At 71.2% G+C, this 18,354-nt stretch carries 17 protein-coding genes; 9 read left to right on the plus strand and 8 right to left on the minus strand.

Annotation, left to right across the window (positions count from 1 at the left end; translation table 11 throughout):
- Nucleotides 1-66 precede the first annotated feature (66 nt).
- A complete protein-coding gene (locus DWB05_RS07290) occupies nt 67-906 on the plus strand; it encodes an HTD2 family dehydratase (RefSeq protein ID WP_114376451.1) in 840 nt (279 codons plus the stop codon).
- On the opposite strand, the gene DWB05_RS07295 is transcribed toward DWB05_RS07290, so the two are convergent.
- The 6 genes from DWB05_RS07295 to DWB05_RS07320 form a co-directional block, all read right to left on the minus strand.
- A complete protein-coding gene (locus DWB05_RS07295; RefSeq protein WP_114376452.1) occupies nt 875-2,137 on the minus strand; it encodes an FGGY-family carbohydrate kinase in 1,263 nt (420 codons plus the stop codon). The genes DWB05_RS07290 and DWB05_RS07295 overlap by 32 nt on opposite strands.
- A gap of 38 nt (nt 2,138-2,175) precedes the next feature.
- Nucleotides 2,176-2,835 carry a ribulose-phosphate 3-epimerase gene (gene rpe, locus DWB05_RS07300; protein ID WP_114376453.1) on the minus strand — a complete coding sequence of 220 codons (660 nt, stop codon included), beginning with the start codon at nt 2,833-2,835 and terminating at the stop codon, nt 2,176-2,178.
- Nucleotides 2,836-3,070: 235 nt separating this feature from the next.
- On the minus strand, nt 3,071-4,156 hold the full coding sequence (gene fba, locus DWB05_RS07305; protein ID WP_114376454.1) for a class II fructose-bisphosphate aldolase: 1,086 nt from the start codon (nt 4,154-4,156) through the stop codon (nt 3,071-3,073).
- A 53-nt stretch (nt 4,157-4,209) separates the two neighbouring features.
- Complete coding sequence (tkt, locus tag DWB05_RS07310) at nt 4,210-6,222, minus strand: transketolase (RefSeq protein WP_114376455.1); 2,013 nt, start codon at nt 6,220-6,222, stop codon at nt 4,210-4,212.
- A gap of 41 nt (nt 6,223-6,263) precedes the next feature.
- The gene (locus tag DWB05_RS07315) at nt 6,264-7,142 is read right to left on the minus strand and encodes a phosphoribulokinase (protein ID WP_114376456.1); all 879 of its coding nucleotides are present in this window, start codon (nt 7,140-7,142) and stop codon (nt 6,264-6,266) included.
- A 32-nt stretch (nt 7,143-7,174) separates the two neighbouring features.
- A complete protein-coding gene (locus DWB05_RS07320) occupies nt 7,175-8,209 on the minus strand; it encodes a class 1 fructose-bisphosphatase (protein ID WP_198669075.1) in 1,035 nt (344 codons plus the stop codon).
- 117 nt (nt 8,210-8,326) lie between these two features.
- On the opposite strand from DWB05_RS07320, the gene DWB05_RS07325 reads away from it, so the two are divergent.
- Nucleotides 8,327-9,319: a LysR family transcriptional regulator gene (locus tag DWB05_RS07325; RefSeq protein ID WP_114376457.1), complete on the plus strand. Its 993-nt coding sequence runs from the start codon at nt 8,327-8,329 to the stop codon at nt 9,317-9,319.
- Nucleotides 9,320-9,392: 73 nt separating this feature from the next.
- Here DWB05_RS07325 and DWB05_RS07330 read toward each other — a convergent pair whose 3' ends face one another.
- The gene (locus tag DWB05_RS07330; RefSeq protein ID WP_157967123.1) at nt 9,393-10,025 is read right to left on the minus strand and encodes a DUF2272 domain-containing protein; all 633 of its coding nucleotides are present in this window, start codon (nt 10,023-10,025) and stop codon (nt 9,393-9,395) included.
- Nucleotides 10,026-10,134: 109 nt separating this feature from the next.
- Here DWB05_RS07330 and DWB05_RS07335 point away from each other — a divergent pair, with 109 nt between their 5' ends.
- The 7 genes from DWB05_RS07335 (at nt 10,135) to DWB05_RS07365 (ending at nt 17,640) form a co-directional block, all read left to right on the plus strand.
- Nucleotides 10,135-10,494: a CidA/LrgA family protein gene (locus DWB05_RS07335; RefSeq protein WP_114376459.1), complete on the plus strand. Its 360-nt coding sequence runs from the start codon at nt 10,135-10,137 to the stop codon at nt 10,492-10,494.
- Nucleotides 10,484-11,206 carry an LrgB family protein gene (locus DWB05_RS07340; RefSeq protein ID WP_114376460.1) on the plus strand — a complete coding sequence of 241 codons (723 nt, stop codon included), beginning with the start codon at nt 10,484-10,486 and terminating at the stop codon, nt 11,204-11,206. Before DWB05_RS07335 ends, DWB05_RS07340 begins: the two co-directional genes overlap by 11 nt.
- A gap of 63 nt (nt 11,207-11,269) precedes the next feature.
- On the plus strand, nt 11,270-11,836 hold the full coding sequence (locus tag DWB05_RS07345; RefSeq protein WP_198669076.1) for a TetR/AcrR family transcriptional regulator: 567 nt from the start codon (nt 11,270-11,272) through the stop codon (nt 11,834-11,836).
- Entirely contained in the window at nt 11,830-12,873 is a 1,044-nt protein-coding gene (locus DWB05_RS07350) for an efflux RND transporter periplasmic adaptor subunit (RefSeq protein WP_114376462.1), read from the plus strand. Before DWB05_RS07345 ends, DWB05_RS07350 begins: the two co-directional genes overlap by 7 nt.
- Entirely contained in the window at nt 12,870-14,117 is a 1,248-nt protein-coding gene (gene devC, locus DWB05_RS07355) for an ABC transporter permease DevC (protein WP_232818433.1), read from the plus strand. The genes DWB05_RS07350 and devC overlap by 4 nt, the downstream gene beginning before the upstream one ends.
- The gene (locus DWB05_RS07360; RefSeq protein ID WP_114376463.1) at nt 14,114-14,797 is read left to right on the plus strand and encodes an ATP-binding cassette domain-containing protein; all 684 of its coding nucleotides are present in this window, start codon (nt 14,114-14,116) and stop codon (nt 14,795-14,797) included. Before devC ends, DWB05_RS07360 begins: the two co-directional genes overlap by 4 nt.
- 95 nt (nt 14,798-14,892) lie before the next feature.
- Entirely contained in the window at nt 14,893-17,640 is a 2,748-nt protein-coding gene (locus tag DWB05_RS07365) for a cation-translocating P-type ATPase (protein WP_114376464.1), read from the plus strand.
- Here the strand turns inward: DWB05_RS07365 and DWB05_RS07370 are convergent.
- The gene (locus tag DWB05_RS07370) at nt 17,597-18,349 is read right to left on the minus strand and encodes a glucose 1-dehydrogenase (RefSeq protein WP_114376465.1); all 753 of its coding nucleotides are present in this window, start codon (nt 18,347-18,349) and stop codon (nt 17,597-17,599) included. The two genes, DWB05_RS07365 and DWB05_RS07370, sit on opposite strands and share 44 nt — an antisense overlap.
- Nucleotides 18,350-18,354 lie beyond the last annotated feature (5 nt).

Raw genomic sequence — 18,354 nt, forward strand, 5'->3', positions numbered from 1 at the left:
CGACGAATCGGGCTTTCGCACGGCGCCGCTCGCCGCACCAGATCGCACACGCCAGAGGAGGTCGCGATGGGGGAGGCATGGCAGGCCTGGCTTGGCCGCACGGTCACGCTCGAGGACGAGGTCGACCCGCGGCGGCCGGCCTGGTTGGCCGCCACGCTCGGCGTCAGTCTGGCCGAGGCCGCCCCCGGCGGGGCGCTGCCGCCGCTCTGGCACTGGATCCTGTTCCAGGACTGGCGGCCGCCCGCCTCGCTCGGGTCGGACGGACACCCGAAGCGCGGCGGCTTCCTCCCTCCCGTGCACCATCTGCCGCGGCGGATGTGGGCCGGCGGACGCCTCGCCTTTCCGGGCACCTTGCGGATCGGCGATCGGGTGCGCCGGACCAGCACCATCACCGCGATCACGGAGAAGCACGGCGCCTCCGGCCCGCTCGTCTTCGTCACCGTCCGCCACGTCATCGACGGGCCCAGCGGCTGCGTCATCGAGGAGGAGCAGGACATCGTCTATCGAGACGGTTCCGGCCCGGCCCGCAAGGAGGCCCCGCCGGAGCCTGTGCCGGAGGGCGCCGCTATCGCGGAGATCGTGCCCGATCCCGTCCTCCTGTTCCGCTACTCGGCGCTCACCGGCAACGGCCACCGCATCCACTACGACGCCGACTACGTGCGGGAGGTCGAGGGCTATCCTGGCCTCGTCGTGCATGGGCCCCTGCAGGCGACGTGGCTTGCCGGCCTGGCCGCTCGCCTGCGACCGCAGCGGCGGCTTGCCCGCTTCTCCTTCCGCGGCCTGCGCCCGGCCTTCGTCGGTGAGCGGCTGCGGCTCGTCGGGGCGGAGAGCGGGGACCGCGTCGCGCTATCCGTGCGCGACCCGTCGGGAGCCGTCACGCTGGCGGCGGAGGCGACGTTCGCCTGAGCCCGGCGAGGGCGAGCCGAGCCGCACCGACCGCCGCCTCCTCGCAGGCCGCCGGCAGCACCGGCACGCCGAGGATGCGGGCGCGGATCGCCGTCCAGGCGGGATTTCGCGCGCCCCCACCGGTGGTGCGGACGCAGCGCAGCGCCGGCGCCCCGAGTTCCGCGAGCGCGCGGTAGCCCTCGGCCTCGATGCGCGCGATGCCTTCGAGGAGCCCCTGCAGGAACAGGGCGTCGTCGGCCGGGCGGGGCGTGAGCCGGGGCGCGAGGGTGGGGTCGTGGCGCGGAAAACGCTCTCCGGGGGCCAGCAGCGGGTAGTAGTCGAGCCCCGAGGGCCGCGCCGGGTCGAGGCGGGCCGAGATGTGCGCGATCGTCTCGGGGTCGAAGAAGCGGGCGAGCACCGCCCCACCGGTGTTGGACGCGCCACCCGCGAGCCAGGCCCCGGCAAGCCGGTGGCTGTACACGCCGCGCGCGCCGTCCGCCACCGGCACGAGAGAGAGGAGTTTCACCGCGAGCGTGGAGCCGAGCGAGGTCACACCCTCCCCGGGTTCCGTGGCACCGGCGGCGAGGAAGGCCGCACAGGAGTCCGTGGTGCCGGCGACGACGACGGCGCCAGCCCGCAGGCCCATCTCGCGCGCGGCACGATGCGCGACCGTTCCGATCGGCCCGCCCGCGGGCACGACGCGCGGCAGCAGCGCGGGATCGAGCACGCGGGCGACCCAGGCCGGCCAGCGGCGCGAGAGGGGATCGTAGCCGGTCTTCAGCGCGTTGTTCTCGTCCGCCACCGGCTCCCCCCCGTGCAGCAGGGCGGCGAGCCAATCCGCCTGGTGGGCGAGACGAACGACGCCGGCGCGCCGCGCCAGGGCGCGCGCGCGGGCGAGCGGCGAGGTCGCGCCCCGGGCGGGACTGTCCGCCGGCGCGACCGCGGCGACGGCGGCGACGTCGTCGGCTTCGGCGCGTTCGTCATACAGGGACGCGGCGAGCGGCGCCCCGTCCTCGCCGAGGGCGACGAGCGTGCCCGAGGTGCCGTCGATCGCCACCGCCGCGGCGGAGGCGGGGTCGGCCTCGCGAGCAAGGAGCGCGAGTGCCTCGCGCAATGCCCTCGCCCAGGCTTGGGGATCGCGCTCCGACCCGGTCGCGTAACGGACGGCGGCCTGCGCGATCGACTCGCCCGCGGCATCGATCAGGGCGGCGCGCAGGCCCGAGGTGCCGCAGTCGATGCCCAAGGCGCGCATCGCCTCGCCCCCCGGCGTGCGGCGCCCCTGCGGCGCGGTCAGGCGGCGACCGGCTCTCCGCGCAGGGCGGCGATGGCGCGATGGTAGGGAGGGCGGCCGAACACGGCGGAGCCTGCCACCAGCACGTCCGCACCGGCTTCGATGACCAGCGGGGCTGTCTCGGGCGTGATGCCGCCATCGACCTCGATATGGATGGGCCGATCGCCGATCATCCGCTTCAGCCGCCGGATCTTCTCCAGCTGCGATGGAATGAAGGACTGGCCGCCGAAGCCCGGGTTCACCGTCATCACCAGCACGAGGTCGATGCGGTCGAGCACGTAAGCGACCGCGTCCTCCGGTGTCGCAGGGTTGAGCGAGACGCCGGCCTTCTTGCCCAGGCCCGCGATGGCCTGCAGCGTCCGATCGAGATGCGTCGTCGCTTCCGCGTGCACGATGATGCGGTCGGCCCCCGCCTTGGCGAATGCCTCGAGGTAGGGATCGACCGGGGAAATCATCAGGTGGGTGTCGAAGCACTTCGCCGAATACTTGCGGATGGCGCGCACCACGTCGGGACCGAAGGTGATGTTCGGCACGAAATGGCCATCCATCACGTCGAGATGGATCCAGTCCGCGCCGGCCTCATCCACCTCCCGCACCTGTTCGCCGAGGCGCGCGAAGTCGGCGGAAAGGATGGAGGGGGCGATCAGGACGGGGGCCATGGACGTTCGCGTCTCCCTGAGAGCAGAGGCTCGCCGCGCACACCAAGTGCGATCGTTACGGGGGGTGATCCTGCGCCCGTTGCGCGCCGGCGATCAAGCCGATCGGCCACGGGATCGGCGGGGATCAGGCGGAAAGGGCGGAGGCCGAATGCCTCCGCCCGCTCGACCGTTGCTGCAATGCCGGACTGTGTTGCGCAATGAAAACGGTTCCCCAGGGTGAGGCCTGGTCCCGGCCTCAGGCCGCGCGCGCCACCGCCGCGCGCACCGCCGGGTCGAGTTCGCCCGAGGCGTAGCGCTTCGCCATCGCCGCAAGCGGCAGCGGCTTGATCTTCTTCGCCTGGCCCGCCGTGCCGAACTCCTCGAAGCGCTGGGCGCAAAGCTTGGTGAGCGCGGCCATCGCCGGCTTGAGGAAGTTGCGCGGGTCGAATTCGCCCTTCTTCTCCATCGCCACGCGCCGGAACTCGGCCGTCATCGCGATGCGGCAGTCGGTGTCGATGTTGATCTTGCGCACGCCGTGCTTGATGCCTTCCTGGATCTCGCTCACCGGCACGCCCCAGGTCTGCGGCATTTCGCCACCGAACTGGTTGAACAGGTCCTGCAGCTCCTGCGGCACGGAGGAGGAGCCGTGCATGACGAGGTGGGTGTTCGGCAGTCGCTCGTGGATGGCGCGCACCACGTCCATCGCCAGGATGTCACCCGTCGGCTTGCGCTTGAACTTGTAGGCGCCGTGCGAGGTGCCGATCGCGACGGCGAGCGCATCCACGCCCGTGCGCGCCACGAAGTCCTTCGCCTGGTCGGGGTCGGTGAGCAGCTGTTCGCGCGAGAGCGTGCCTTCCGCGCCGTGCCCGTCCTCCTTCTCGCCGTGCCCGGTCTCGAGCGAACCGAGGCAGCCCAACTCGCCCTCGACGGAGACGCCGACCCAGTGCGCCATCTCCACCACCTTGCGGGTGACCTCGAGGTTGTACTCGTAGGAGGCGGGGGTCTTGCCGTCCTCCTCGAGCGAGCCGTCCATCATCACGGAGGTGAAACCGACCTGGATGGCGGAGAGGCAGGTCGCCGGCTTGTCGCCGTGATCGAGATGCAGGCAGACGGGAATGTCGGGATACATCTCCACCGCGGCGGTCACCATCGCGCGCAGGATGGCATCACCCGCATAGGCGCGGGCACCGCGCGAAGCCTGCAGGATGACGGGGCTTTCCGTCTTCGCCGCCGCCTCCATGATGCCGCGCAGCTGTTCCATGTTGTTGATGTTGAAGGCCGGCACGCCGTAGCCGTGCTCGGCGGCGTGATCGAGAAGCTGGCGAAGCGTGATGAAGGCCATGATCGCGTCCTTTCGTCCTGCGTGGTTCGATCCCCGTAGCCCCGACCCAACCCTCAGGCCGCCGCGCGGTGCGTGCGCGCGAGCCGCTCCTTGGCGAGCCGAACGAGCGAGTCGACGGTGAAGCCGAAGTGGCGGAAGAGATCGGGCCCGGGGGCGGAGGCGCCGAAGGTGGAAATGCCGAGCACATCGTCCTCGCTCGCCACGTAGCGCGTCCAGCCGAAGGGCGAGGCCGCTTCGACCGCGATGCGCGGCGCCGCACCGAGCACGGCCGCCCGGTACTCGGGGCTCTGGCGGTCGAAGAGCTCGAAGCACGGCAGCGAGACGACCGCGACCGGGATGCCTTCCCCCTGCAGCGCCTTGCGCGCTTCGACGGCGAGCGCGACCTCGGAGCCGGTGGCGAGGATGGTCAGCGCGCGCGGGCCACCTTCGGCTTCGGCGAGCACGTAGCCGCCCTTGGCGCACAGGTTCTCCGCTGCAGGCTGGGTGCGCAGGGCGGGCAGGTTCTGGCGCGTCAGCGCGAGCACCGAAGGCATTTCGGGCCCCGTCAGCGCCGCTTCCCAGCACTCGGCGGTCTCCACCGCATCCGCCGGGCGGAAGACAAGCAAATCGGGCATCGCCCGCAAGGACGCGAGGTGCTCGATCGGCTGGTGCGTGGGGCCGTCCTCGCCGAGCCCGATCGAGTCGTGCGTCATCACGTAGACGACGCGCAGTTTCATCATCGCCGAAAGGCGGATCGCGTTGCGGGCGTAGTCGGAAAAGACCAGGAACGTTCCACCATAGGGAACGAAGCCGCGATGCAGCGCGATGCCGTTCATGCCTGCGCTCATCCCGAATTCGCGCACGCCCCAGTGGATGTAGCGCCCCGAAAAGTCGCCGGGCCTGATCGCCGGTGTGGCGGGCGTGACGGTGTTGTTCGAGTGCGTGAGGTCGGCCGACCCGCCGATCAGTTCCGGCACCGCGGCGGTGAGCGCCTTCAGCGCCGCCTCGGAGGCCTTGCGCGTGGCCACCGTCGGCTTCTCGGCGAGCAGCTTCTCGATGTGCGCGGCGGTCGCCTGGCGCACGGAAGCGGCGATCTCACCGGTCTCGCCGCGGCGGAAGGCCTCGCGCGTCTCGTCGGGCGCGGCGGCGAGGCGCGCCTCCCACGCCTCGCGCGCAGCCCGGCCGCGGGCACCGGCGGCACGCCAGGCCTCGAGGATGGGCGAGGGGATTTCGAACGGCGGCCAGGGCCAGCCGAGGCGTTCGCGCGCCGCCGCCACCTCGGCCGCGCCGAGCGGGGCACCGTGCGTCGATTCCGAGCCCTGCTTGTTGGGCGCGCCGAAGCCGATGATGGTGCGGCAGGCGATGAGCGAGGGGCGGGGGTCGGCGATCGCCGCCTCGATCGCGGCCGAAACGGCTTCCATGTCGTGCCCGTCCACCCGCTGCACGTGCCAGCCGGAGGCAGCGAAGCGCGCGCACTGGTCATCCGACACCGCAAGCGAGGTCGGCCCGTCGATCGAGATGCCGTTGTCGTCGAACAGGACGATGAGACGCCCGAGCTTGAGATGGCCCGCGAGCGAGATCGCCTCGTGGCTGATGCCTTCCATCAGGCAGCCGTCGCCGGCGATGACGAAGGTGCGGTGATCGACGAGCGCGTCCCCGAAGCGGGCGTTGCGCATCCGCTCCGCGATCGCCATGCCGACCGCGTTGGCGAGCCCCTGGCCGAGCGGGCCCGTCGTCGTCTCCACCCCGGGCGTGTGCCCGTACTCCGGATGGCCCGGCGTGAGCGAGCCGAGCTGGCGGAAGCGGCGGATCTCCTCCATCGTCATCCCCGGGAAGCCGGTGAGGTGGAGGAGGGCGTAGAGCAGCATCGAGCCGTGGCCGGCGGAGAGCACGAAACGGTCGCGGTCCGGCCAGTCGGGGGCGGCGGCGTCGTACTTCAGGAAGCGGGTCCAGAGCACGGTGGCCACATCCGCCATGCCCATCGGCATGCCCGGGTGGCCCGACTTCGCGTTCTCCACCGCATCCATGGCGAGGGCGCGGATCGCGTTCGCCATCGTCCTCAGGTCGACTTCCGCCGCACCACTCATCCTCGCGTCCTCCGCCCTCGCCTTCTTCTTGCCCGTCGTTCTCAGTGCCGTGCCCGACGCGCGCGGTCGACGAGCTGCAGCACGATCGGGGTCATGATCAGCTGCATCGCCAAGTCCTGCTTCGCGCCCGGAATGACGATGGAGTTGGCTCGGCTCATGAAACTACCGGGGATCATCGACAAGAGGTAGGGGAAGTCGATGCCGCGCGGGTTCTTGAACCGGATCACCACCATGGACTCGTCGGGGGTGGGGATCCACCGCGCGATGAAGGGGTTCGAGGTGTCGACCGTCGGCACGCGCTGGAAGTTGATGTCCGTCTCGGCGAACTGCGGGCAGATGTAGTGCACGTAGTCCGGCATCCGCCGCAGGATGGTGTCCATCACCGCCTCGGTGGAGTAGCCGCGCGCGGCCCGGTCGCGGTGGATCTTCTGGATCCACTCGAGGTTGATCACCGGCACCACACCGATCTTGAGGTCGGCGAGCGCGGCGAGGTTGACCTTGTCGGTCACCACGCAGCCGTGCAGGCCTTCGTAGAACAGGAGGTCGGTGTTCGGCGGGAACTCCTCCCAGGCCGTGAAGGTGCCGGGCGGAGAGCCGTAGAGTTCGGCCTCGCGCGCATCGTGCACATAGTGCCGCGTGCGGCCGGTGCCGTTGGTACCGTACTGGACGAAGACTTCCTGCAGCTCCTCGAGCAGGTTCGCCTCGATGCCGAAATGGCTGAAGTGCTTGTTTCCGGCCGCTTCGGCCTCAGCCATCTTCTGCCGCATCTCGGCGCGGTCGTAGCGATGGAAGGCGTCGCCTTCGATCCAGGCCGCGGTGATGCCTTCGCGACGGAAGATCTGTTCGAAGGTGTGCTTGACCGTGGTTGTGCCGGCACCGGAGGAGCCGGTGACGACGATGATCGGGTGCTTGACGGACATGTCGCGCGTGCGGGGCAGGGGAAAGGCTCGGGTCAGGACTTGAACAGGCCGCGCTCGCCGAACAACGGGCGCTGACCGCCGGGCGGGATCACGCCCGTGTTGTGCATCGCCATCACGCGCTCGACCTTCTCACGCGAGCCGTAAATCAGCGGGATCTTCTGATGGATCGATTGCGGAACGAGCTCGAGGATGCGGTTGAACCCGTCGCTCGCCATCCCGCCTGCCTGTTCGATGACGAAAGCGATCGGGAAGCCTTCGTAGAGGAGACGCAGCCGACCGCGCTCGTAGCCGCGCCGCGCATCCGAGGGATAGAGGTAGATGCCCCCGCGCAGCAGGATGCGCAGCGCCTCGCCCACCGAGCAGGCGAGCCAGCGCATGTTGTAGTCCACGCCGCGGGGCCCCGAGGCACCCGCGATCAGCTCCTCGATGTAGGTGCGGATCGGCAGCGTCCAGTGCCGCATGTTGGAGGCGTTGATCGCGTACTCGGGCTTCCAGGTCGGGATCCGCACCTTGGCATGCGTCAGGCGCCACTCCCCGGACGGTCGATGCAAGGTGAAGAGATCGGTCCCGTCGCCGAGCGAGAGGGCGAGCACGGTGGAGGGACCGTAGACCACGAAGCCGGCGGCGAGCTGGGCGGTGCCGGGCTGGAAGAAGGCCTTCGCCGGATCGGCCGGATCGGTCAGAGGCAGCAGCGAGAAGATGCTGCCGACCAACATGTTCTGCTCGATGTTGTTGGAGCCGTCGAGCGGGTCCATGGCCACCGCGAGCGGCCCGTCCCGCCCTGTGAGCTTCACCTCGTCCATCTCCTCGGAAACGATGGCGGCCACCGGGCAGGGCTCGAGATGGCGGAGGAAGATCTCGTTCGACCGTACGTCGAGCACCTTCTGCCCGTCGCCGTCGTTCGAGGCGCCGACGACCTCGGCCATGCGGCCCGCGAGCGCGCCGAGAGCAAGCAGGTCGGCGAGTTCGACGGAGGCGGCGGCGAGGGCGGCGACCGTCTCGGCGACGGCGACCCGGCGGGGATCGCTGCCGGCAAATGCCTCCAGATGCTCACGGAGCGTGGTCACGGGCCGTTCCTCCTCTCGCGCGCGCTCGATCGCGTCCCCGACCGGGCGCAACTGCCTTCATTAAGTCGAAACTAGCCGGCTTCCCTGGCTTGGGGAATTCTTTTACACTTTTCCGAGATGAAAGAAAATCTTTCTTCCTTCGCCCGGCGGGTCAGCCTCAAGCAGTTGCGCGCCTTCGCTGCCCTGGTGGCGGAAGGCAGCATCAGCGGTGCGGCGCAGCGGCTCTCGCTCACCCCGCCCGCGATCAGCCAACAGCTGCAGAAGCTGGAGGAAGCGGCGGGGGGCCTTCCCCTGTACGATCGCCACAGCAAGGGGGTCCGCCTCACGGATGCCGGGCGCGAGGTGCTGGCCGCGCTCGAACGGGTGGAGGCCGCGCTCGCCGATGTCGCGATCGCGCTCGAGACGCTGCGCGGCGTCTCGGCCGGGCGGGTCGCCATCGGCATGATCAGCACGGCGAAGTATTTCGCCCCGCTCGCGCTTGCCGCCTTCAAGCGCGCCCATCCCGGCGTCGAGCTCGCGATCCGGATCGGCAACCGCGAGGCGATCCTCTCCGCCTTGCGCAGTTTCGAGCTCGATCTCGCCATCACCGGCTACCCGCCGGAGGACTTTCCTGTCGCCCGCGCCGTGCTCGGCCCCAACCCGCATGTGATCATCGCGCCTCCCGACCATCCCCTGGTCGGGCAGCGCGCCGTTCCCCTCACCGTGGTGGGGCGGGAGACGATCCTGTTGCGCGAACCCGGCTCCGGCACGCGCGCCCTGCTCAAGCGCCTCTTTCCCGAGGAGCCACCCTTGGGGCCGCGGATCGAGATCGGCTCCAACGAGACGATCAAGCAGGCCGTGATGGCGGGCATGGGCATCGCGCTGATTTCCGCCCACACCTGCGCCGCCGAGCTCGCCGACGGCAGGCTCGCGCTGATCGACGCGGAGGGACTGCCGGTGGTGCGGCAGTGGTTCGTCATCCGTCGCGCCGACAAGCGGCTCCTGCCGGTGGCGGAGGCGCTGTGGCGGCACCTGGTCGCCTCGGCCGCCGACTATCTGCCGCGCTTGCCGGCCGAGCCACCTCCGGCACGGGCCGCGGCGGCGACGGCGGAACAGGAAGAGATCGCCTAGCCCGCTCGGCTGGGCGCCGCGCGGGCCCGCCCGGCAACGGGCCTGCGCGCGCTCTCCGCCGCCCCGCCCGCCGTCAGGCCGCGAAGCGGATGAGCGCGAACCAGTGCCCGCGCGCCTGGGATGTGTCGCGCAGCCGTCCGGCCTCGTCGAGCACGAGAGACCGCCGCAGCACCGTATCGGCCAGGTTGCCGCCGATCATCTCGGCGCCGCCCGGGCCGGCCCGCACCACGATGTCGCCATGGCTGGTGAAGGGGTCGATGGACAGGGCCCGCTCGAAGGTCACCGGCCGATTCCCTGCCCCGTCGCCGATGCCGAGGCGCCACTGCACGACGATGTCGCCGCGCCGCAGCGGCAGCGCATCGATCGGGAAGCCGCGATAGGGCTGATCGCCGCTCGCCTGGGCGCGGGCGATCGCATCCCGCACGTAAGTGGAGTGCCATTCGCAGTAGGCGAACCAAGGGGCACCACGCGTCGCCGCCCACACCCCCGCACCGATGAAGGCGGCCGACCAGGCCCAGCGGTCGCCGTTCGCGTCCGTCGTCCGCCCGTCCACGTGCCGATAGGCGGGACGGCCTGCGGCGTCGCCAACGATGCGCCAATACTCGGCGATCCAGCGGTTGCAGGGCTCCTCGTCCTCGAGCCGGCCGAGAAAGCGCGCCTCCTCACCTTCCGCCCAGGCAGCCAGCCGTTCCGCGATCGTGTCCATCGCCCTTCCTCCCCGTGCCGCCCCGCCGTTGCGACCCGAGCCGCGGCGACGCATCTGCGAAAAATCCTCCGTCGTCGCCGCCTCCGACAAGCCCCGAGGAGCTTACGCCGTGATCGCCGCCCTCACCCTCCTGCTCGCCTGTCAGCTCGCAGGCGAAATCGTCGCCCGCGCCCTTGGCCTGCCCTTGCCCGGCCCGGTGGTCGGCCTGATCCTGCTCGCCGCCGGCCTGCTCGTCCGCGGGGCAGAGCCTCCGGCCGAGCTCGTCGCCGTGGCGGACGGGCTCCTGCGCAACCTGGGCCTCCTGTTCGTGCCGGCGGCGGTCGGCGTGGTGCTGCACCTCGACCTGCTCGCCCGCGCCGCCGCACCGATCGCGCTCGCCATCCTCGCCGGCACGCTGGCGGCGATCGGCTTCACGGGCCTTCTCACGGCGCGCCTGCTGCGCTCGCGGAGCTCGCACGATGCGGCCTGAGCTCGCCGAGATCTGGGTCTATCTCGCCGCCTCGCCGCTCGCCGCGCTGACGGTCACGCTGGCGGCCTGGCTCGCCGGGCTTCGCCTGCACGCCGCCGCTCGCGGCAGTGCCCTCGTCAACCCGGTGCTGGTGGCGGCCCTCCTCCTCGTCGGGCTCCTGCTCGTCGCGGGGATCGAGTACAGGGCTTATTTCGAGGGCGCGCAGTTCGTGCACTTCCTGCTCGGCCCCGCCACCGTCGCGCTCGCCGTGCCGCTGGTGCGCCAGTGGCGTCTGCTCAGGGCCTCGGGGCCCGCGCTGGCGGTCGCCCTCTTCAGTGGCAGCGCTTTCGCTTCGGCCTCCGCCGTCGCCATCGGCTGGGCCTTCGGCGCCGACCGCGCGGTGCTCGCCACCCTCGCCCCGAAGGCGACCACCACCCCCGTCGCCATGGGCATCGCCGAGCAGATCGGCGGCATTCCGAGCCTGACCGCGGTCGTCGTCATCCTCTCGGGCATCGCCGGCGCCGCCCTCGGCCCGGCCGTACTCAGCTTGCTCAGGGTGCGGGATTGGCGGGCGCGCGGCTTCGCGGTCGGGCTTGCCGCGCACGGCATCGGCACTGCCCGCGCCATTTCCGTCAATGAGACGGCTGGTGCCTTCGCCGCCCTGGCGATGGGACTGAACGCGCTCGCCACCGCTCTGCTCCTCCCTCTGGTCTGGGCCCTCGCGGTGGGTTGATACGGCCCGACCGTCCGGACGGTCTTGCCACCCGACCGTCCGGACGGCATGTTGCAGCGCGCCATGTTGGACCAGACGAGCGAAACGCGGGACACGCGCGAGCGCATCCTGGACGCCGCCGAAAGCGTGGTGGCCGAACGCGGGGTCGCCGCCCTCTCGCTCGAGGCCGCCGCCGCCGCCGCCGGGGTGAGCAAGGGCGGGCTTCTCCACCACTTCCGCTCCAAGGAGGCGCTGCTGACCGCCCTGGTCGAGCGCATGGTGGCGGAGATGCGCGCGGGCTACGACGCCGTGGTCGCTGCCGAACCGGAGGGCCCTGGCCGGCACACCCGCGCCTGCATCGCCTGGGCGCTGCGGCCGAGCCCGGAACAGCGCGCCCGCGACCTCCGCCTGGCCGCCGCCCTGCTGTCGGCCCACGCCCACGACCCGGCGCTGATCGAGCCGGTGCGGCGCGAACACGCCCGCATCCGCGCCGCCATCGCCGATGACGGCCTGCCGCCCGGCCATGCGCACGCCGTGCTCGCCGCCGCCGACGGCATCTTCCTCGCCAAAGTGTTCGGCCTGTGGTCGCCGGACGAGGCGCTCGCCCAAGCGATCGAGGCCGCGCTCGGACGTCTCGCCGAACCATGCTGAGGCCCCTGCTCATCGGTGCCCTCGCCCTCGTCCTCGTGCCGGCGGCGGCGCTGTTGCTCAGCCGCGAACGCGTGCCCGTGCCGGCCGACGCGCGGGCGGTGTCAGCCACCTCGGCCTCCGTGGTCGCCGGTGCCGGCGCGCTCGGGCGGATCGAGCCCGCGAGCCGCGTCCTTCGCCTCTCCCATGGCGCGGGTCCGGAAGGGGCGCGGGTGGGGCGCCTCCTCGTGCGCGAGGGGGAGGAGGTGCGCGCCGGCCAAGTGCTCGCCGAATTCCACGACCTGCCGCGCAAGGAGGCCGCCCTCGCCCAGGCGGAAGCCGCGCTGGCGCTCGCCGAGGCGCGGCTGGCCCGCATCCTCGCCGCCGGCCGCGACACCGAGATTGCCGCCGCTCGCGCCCGGCTCGCCGCCGCCCGCGCGGCGGAGGAGAACGCCGTGCGCGAGGCCCGCCGCGCCGAGGCGCTGCTGCGCACCGCCGCCGGCAACGAGGCGGCCTGGGACCGCGCCCGCTTCGCCGCCGCCCAGGCGACCGCCGAACGCACCCGCGCCGAGGCCGAACTCGAGGCGCTGCTCGCGCCCAGGGCGGAGGACGTCGCTGTCGCCCGCGCCGAGGTCGCCCAGGCCCGCTCGGCGGTGGCGGAGGCCCGTGCGGCGCGCGACCTCGCCCTCCTCGTCTCGCCGATCGATGGCACGGTGCTGAAGATCCATGCCCGCGAGGGCGAACGGGTCGGCAACGACGGCGTGCTCGAGCTCGCCGACCTCACCGCCTTCGACGTGGTGGCCGAGATCTACGAGACCGACCTGCCGCGGGTGCGCCTCGGCGCCGCCGCCGAGGTGCTCGTCCCCGGCGAACCGCGCCCCTTCCCCGCCCGTGTGGTCGATCTCGGCTGGCGGGTCGGGCGCCAATCCGTGATCTCGCCCGACCCCGTCGCTTCCATCGACTCGCGCGTGGTCGAGGTGCGGCTCAGGCTCGACCCGGGCGCGAACGAGGTCGTGCGGCGTCGCACCAACATGCAGGTCCAGGTCGCGATCCGGCCGTGAACGAGCTTGCTCCCCTCGCGCGCGCCTCGCCCGCCCCGGCCACACCGGCCCCGGCACCGGCGCTCCCGCCGCCGCGCGGCCCGGGGCTTCGCTTGCCCTTCCGTCTCGCTTGGCGCCAGCTCCGCCACGAGCCCGCCCGCCTCGCTGCCGCCCTCTCGGGGGTGGTGTTCGCCACCTTGCTGATCTTCATGCAGATCGGCTTCATGAACGCGCTCTTTGACAGCGCGGTGCTGGTGCAGAACTCGCTGCGCGCCGATCTCTTCCTGATGCACCGCACCACCGAGGCGCTGTGGCGGTCGACCTCCTTTCCGCGCGCGCGCCTCGCCCAGGCGCTCGCCCTTCCCGAGGTCGAGCGTGTGGTGCCGCTCTACGTCGCCAACGTGCCGTGGAAGAACCCCGAGACGGGCCTCAACCGCACGCTGCTGCTGTTCGGGGTCGATCCCACCGCGAAACTGCTCGGCTTTCACGGCCTCGACGAGGCCGCTTGGCAGGCGATCACCCGCCCGGACACCATCCTGTTCGACGAACGCGGCAAGCCCGAGTTCGGCCCCATCCGCTCGCTGCTCGCGCAGGGGCCGTTCTTCGGCGAACTCAACCGCAAGCGGGTCGAGGTCGTCGGCACCTTCGGCCTAGGCGCCACCTTTTCCTCCGAGTCGAACGCGATCGCCTCGGAGGCGACATTCTGGCGTATCGCCGCGGGACGGAATCCTTCCCAGGTCGATGTCGGCGCGATCGTGCTGAAACCGGGGGCGGATGTCGTGGCCGCGAAACGCGCGCTGCAGGCTCTCCTGCCCGATGACGTGATGGTGTTCACGCGTCCCGAGCTCGCCCAGTTCGAACGCGACTATTGGGCCAACGTCGCGCCGATCGGCTTCATCTTCGGTCTCGGGGTGGCGATCGGCCTCGTCGTCGGTTGCGTCATCGTCTATCAGATCTTGTTTTCCGACATTTCCCGCCACCTGGGCGAATACGCCACGCTGAAGGCGATGGGCTACACCAACGGCTACCTCGCGCGCGTGGTGATGTCCGCCGCCCTCATCCTCGCCGTGCTCGGCTTCATGCCGGGGCTCGTGTTGAGCCTCGGTCTCTACGAGATCGCCACCGCGCAGATCTTCATCCCCCTGCACATGACGATCCCGCGCGCCGCTTTCGTCTTCGCCCTGATCTTCGTCATGTGCGTCGTCTCCGGGCTGATCGCGATCCGCAAGCTGCGCGATGCGGATCCCGCGGACATGTTCCGATGAACGCGGTCGAGATCCGCGGCCTCAGCCACCGCTACGGCTCGGGCCCGACGGCGCTCACCGTGCTGCACGACCTCGATCTCACCATCCCCTCGGGCGAGGTCGTGCTGCTGACCGGCCCATCCGGCTCGGGCAAGACGACGCTGCTCACGCTGATCGGCGCCTTGCGCGCGGTGCAGACGGGCTCCTGCCGCGTGCTGGGGACCGAACTCGCCAACGCGGACGAACGGACGCGCGTGGCGCTGCGACGCCGCATCGGCTTCATCTTCCAGCACCACAATCTCCTCGGCTTCCTCACCGCGCGCGAGAACGTGGCGATGGCGCTCGAACTCGACCCCGATCTCGACGAGGCGGAGCGGCTCGCGCGCGCCGAGGCGATGCTGCGCGCGGTGGGGCTGGCCGACAAGGTGGACGCCTACCCGGCGGTGCTGTCGGGCGGGCAGCGCCAGCGCGTGGCGATCGCGCGCGCCTTGGTGCATGAACCGGGGCTCATTCTCGCCGACGAACCGACCGCCGCCCTCGACAGCAAGACCGGCCACGAGACGATGGTGCTCCTGCAGCGGCTGGCGAAGGAACGTGGTCGGACCGTGTTCATCGTCACCCACGACCCCCGTATCCACGACATCGCCGACCGCATCGTCGCCATGGAGGACGGCCGGCTGGTCGAGCCTGCGCCGCACTGAGCGGACGCGGCCACGCCGACCAGCCGGATCGCGCGACAGGGCGTGCCTTGACCTCGATCATGGACCACTTGCACGCGTGTCGTCAGAGCCGACCCATGCCGGACACCCTGCCCGCCACCGAGACCGCGCCGCTGTGGCACGCCTTGCCGGCCGAGGAGGTGATGACGCGTCTCGCCGTCGGGCCCGACGGCATCACCGACCAAGAGAGCGCGCTTCGCCTTGCTCGATACGGGCCGAACGTGCTGCCCGAGCCGCGTCGCACGCCGGCCTGGCGCCGCTTCCTCGCCCAATTCGAGAACGTGCTGATTCAGGTCCTGCTCGCCGCGGCTGCCGTGACGGCGATACTCGGGCATTGGGTCGACACCGCGGTGATCGTCGCCGTCTGCCTCATCAACGCGCTCGTCGGCTTCATTCAGGAAGGGCGGGCGGAAGCCGCGATGGAAGCGGTGCGCCGCATGCTCTCGCCACGGGCTTCCGTCATCCGCGACGGCAAGCGCCTTTCGGTCGATGCGGCCGACATCGTGCCCGGCGACATCGTCCTGCTCGAACCCGGGGACCGCGTGCCGGCCGACCTGCGCCTGGTCGCGGCGCGCGGCCTCGCCATCCAGGAGGCGATCCTCACCGGCGAGAGCGTGCCGGTGGCGAAATCCGTCGAACCGGTCGCCGAAACCGCCCCGCTCGGCGACCGCACCTCGATGGCCTTCTCCGGCACGGTGGTCGCCGCCGGCATCGGCAAGGGCGTCGTCGTCGCCACTGGTGCGATGAGCGAGATCGGCCGCATCAGCGGCATGCTAGCCCGCGTGGAGACGGTGGAAACGCCGCTCCTGCGTACGCTGGGCCGCTTCGGCCGGACCTTGAGCGTGCTCATCCTCGCCCTCGCCGCCGCCACCTTCACCTTCGGTGTGCTGGTGCGCGACTTCGGAGCGGACGAGATGTTCCTCGCCGCCGTCGGAATCGCGGTCGCCGCCATTCCGGAAGGGCTGCCGGCGGTCATCACCGTCATCCTCGCCCTCGGCGTGCGCCGCATGGCCGAGCGCAACGCCATCGTCCGCCGCCTGCCCGCCGTCGAGTCCCTGGGCAGCGTCGATGTCATCTGCACCGACAAGACCGGCACGCTCACCCTGAACGAGCTCACCCTTCGCCTCCTCGCGCTGCCGGACGGTGAGGTCGAGGCGAGCGGATCGGGCTACGCGCCGGAGGGTGAAGTCACGCGCGCAGGGCGACGCGCCTCGATCGAGGCCGACGCATCGCTCGCCGCCTTCGTTCGGGCCGGCATCCTCTGCAACGACGCCACCCTGCACGAGGCGGAGGACGGGTGGACCGTGAACGGCGATCCGACCGACGGGGCCTTCCTCGTCCTCGCCGAGAAGGCCGGCCTCGCCGTCGCCTCGGTCCGCGCGCAGTGGTCGCGCCGCGATGCTATTCCTTTCGACTCCGAACACAAGTTCATGGCCGTGCTGGTGCACGACCACGAAGGCAACGCGCTGATCGCGGCCAAGGGCGCACCGGAGGTGATCCTGCCTCGTTGCGCGATGACGGATGAGGACCGCGAGGCCTGGGGGGTCCGTCTGGAGGCGCTCGCCCGTCGTGGATTTCGGCTGATCGCGGTCGCCGTGCGTCGCGCGGACTCCGAAATGGTCGGGCTCGAGTTCGACGACGTGCGCGAACTCGACATCCTCGGCATCGCGTGTCTGATCGACGCCGCCCGCGAAGAGGCGATCGCCGCCGTGGCCGAGTGCCGCCGGGCCGGCATCGCGGTGACGATGATCACCGGCGACCATGCCGGCACCGCGCTCGCCGTCGCCCAAGAGGTGGGCATCGACACCGCGGCCGGTGCCTTGACCGGGGCGGACCTTGACGCGCTCGACGATGCCGGTTTCGCCGAAGCGGCCGAACGCGTGCATGTGTTCGCGCGCACCGCACCGGCACACAAGCTCCGCCTCGTCGAGGCGTTGCAGGCGCGCGGCCACATCGTCGCGATGACGGGCGACGGCGTGAACGATGCGCCTGCCCTCAAGCGGGCCGATATCGGTGTGGCCATGGGCAAGGTCGGCACCGAGGCAGCAAAGGAAGCCGCCGAGATGGTGCTGGCCGACGACAACTTCGCCACCATCGCCGCCGCCGTGCGCGAGGGCCGCACCGTCTACGACAACCTGAAGAAGACGCTCCTCTTCATCCTCCCCACCAATGGCGGCCAGGCGGCGAGCGTGATCGTCGCCGTGCTTGCGGGGCTCGCGGCACTGCCCGTCACCCCTGTGCAGATCCTCTGGGTCAACCTGGTGGTCGCCGTCACGCTCGCGCTTGCGCTCGCCTTCGAACCACCCGAGCCCGACGTGATGGATCGCCCGCCGCGGCGGCCCGATACGCCGATCTTCGACGCCTTCCTCGCCTGGCGGATCGTCCTGATTTCCGCCCTCCTCGCCGCCGCCACCATCGGCGCCTTCCTGTTCGAACTCGCCGACGGGGCAAGCCTCGAGACCGCCCGGGGGGCTGCGATCACGGCACTGATCGCGGGGCAGGCGGCCTACCTGTTCAACGCGCGCTCCTTCCGCCGCTCCGCCTTTTCGCGCGCCGGGCTGTTCGGCAACGCCGCCGTGTGGGTGACGGTGGTGCTGATCGCGCTGCTGCACTGGGGATTCCTGTTCATCCCCTCCTCCCAGGTCGTGTTCGGCGTCGCGCCACCCGACGAGTCGGGATGGCTGGTCGCGTTCGCCGCCGCCGTTGCGGTCTTCCTCGTCGTCGAGGGCGAAAAGGCGCTGATGCGCAGGTTCGCGCCGCGCGATGCTCGTTCCGCCTCCGTCACGCCGTCCGACCGCCGTCCACCGGCAGCAGGATCCCCGTGACGAAGCTCGTCGCATCCTCGGCGAGCCACACCGCGGCGTTGGCGATGTCGGCAGGCGTGCTCATCCGCCCGAGCGGAATGGTGGCGAGGAAGCGCGCGCGGTTCTCCGGCGTGTCCTCGGCGCCCATGAACTCCGTCAGAAGCCCGGTGACGCCGATCACCGGACAGATGGCGTTGACCCGGATGTTGTCGCGCGCCAGTTCCTGCGCCATCGACAGCGTGATCACGTTCACCGCGCCCTTGGTGCCGTTGTACCAGGTGAGGCCCGGGCGGGGACGGATGCCGGCGGTGGAGGAGATGTTGATGATCGACCCGCCGCGTGCTTGCGCGCGCAGCACCGGCAGGGCGGCGAGCGTCATCCAATAGATCGACTTCACGTTGACCGCGTAGATGCGGTCGAACTCGGCCTCCGTCACTTCCGTCAGCGGCTTGTTGCGATGCGTGGTGCCGGCGTTGTTGACCACGATGTCGAGGCCGCCGAAGGTTTCGACCGCGCGCGCGACCATCGCCCGGCAGTCCTCGCCCTTCGAGACGTCGCCTGCGATCGCCGCCGCGTTTGGCCCGAGTTCCCCGGCCACACGTTCCGCCCCCGCGGCATTGAGGTCGGCGATGACGACGCGCGCCCCCTCGCGCACATAGGCGCGCGCGATTCCCTCCCCGAAGCCCGAAGCCGCCCCCGTCACCAACGCCACCTTGCCGGCAAGACGCATCCCTT

This window comes from Elioraea thermophila (ex Habib et al. 2022), from assembly GCF_003336755.1.
Taxonomy (GTDB): domain Bacteria; phylum Pseudomonadota; class Alphaproteobacteria; order Acetobacterales; family Acetobacteraceae; genus Elioraea; species Elioraea thermophila.

Coding starts and splice junctions, on each gene's coding strand:
- DWB05_RS07290 (WP_114376451.1), top strand. CDS start 67: ATGGGGGAGGCATGGCAGGCCTGGCTTGGCCGCACGGTCACGCTCGAG.
- DWB05_RS07295 (WP_114376452.1), bottom strand. CDS start 2,137: ATGCGCGCCTTGGGCATCGACTGCGGCACCTCGGGCCTGCGCGCCGCC.
- rpe (WP_114376453.1), bottom strand. CDS start 2,835: ATGGCCCCCGTCCTGATCGCCCCCTCCATCCTTTCCGCCGACTTCGCG.
- fba (WP_114376454.1), bottom strand. CDS start 4,156: ATGGCCTTCATCACGCTTCGCCAGCTTCTCGATCACGCCGCCGAGCAC.
- tkt (WP_114376455.1), bottom strand. CDS start 6,222: ATGAGTGGTGCGGCGGAAGTCGACCTGAGGACGATGGCGAACGCGATC.
- DWB05_RS07315 (WP_114376456.1), bottom strand. CDS start 7,142: ATGTCCGTCAAGCACCCGATCATCGTCGTCACCGGCTCCTCCGGTGCC.
- DWB05_RS07325 (WP_114376457.1), top strand. CDS start 8,327: ATGAAAGAAAATCTTTCTTCCTTCGCCCGGCGGGTCAGCCTCAAGCAG.
- DWB05_RS07330 (WP_157967123.1), bottom strand. CDS start 10,025: ATGGACACGATCGCGGAACGGCTGGCTGCCTGGGCGGAAGGTGAGGAG.
- DWB05_RS07340 (WP_114376460.1), top strand. CDS start 10,484: ATGCGGCCTGAGCTCGCCGAGATCTGGGTCTATCTCGCCGCCTCGCCG.
- DWB05_RS07345 (WP_198669076.1), top strand. CDS start 11,270: ATGTTGGACCAGACGAGCGAAACGCGGGACACGCGCGAGCGCATCCTG.
- DWB05_RS07350 (WP_114376462.1), top strand. CDS start 11,830: ATGCTGAGGCCCCTGCTCATCGGTGCCCTCGCCCTCGTCCTCGTGCCG.
- DWB05_RS07360 (WP_114376463.1), top strand. CDS start 14,114: ATGAACGCGGTCGAGATCCGCGGCCTCAGCCACCGCTACGGCTCGGGC.
- DWB05_RS07365 (WP_114376464.1), top strand. CDS start 14,893: ATGCCGGACACCCTGCCCGCCACCGAGACCGCGCCGCTGTGGCACGCC.
- DWB05_RS07370 (WP_114376465.1), bottom strand. CDS start 18,349: ATGCGTCTTGCCGGCAAGGTGGCGTTGGTGACGGGGGCGGCTTCGGGC.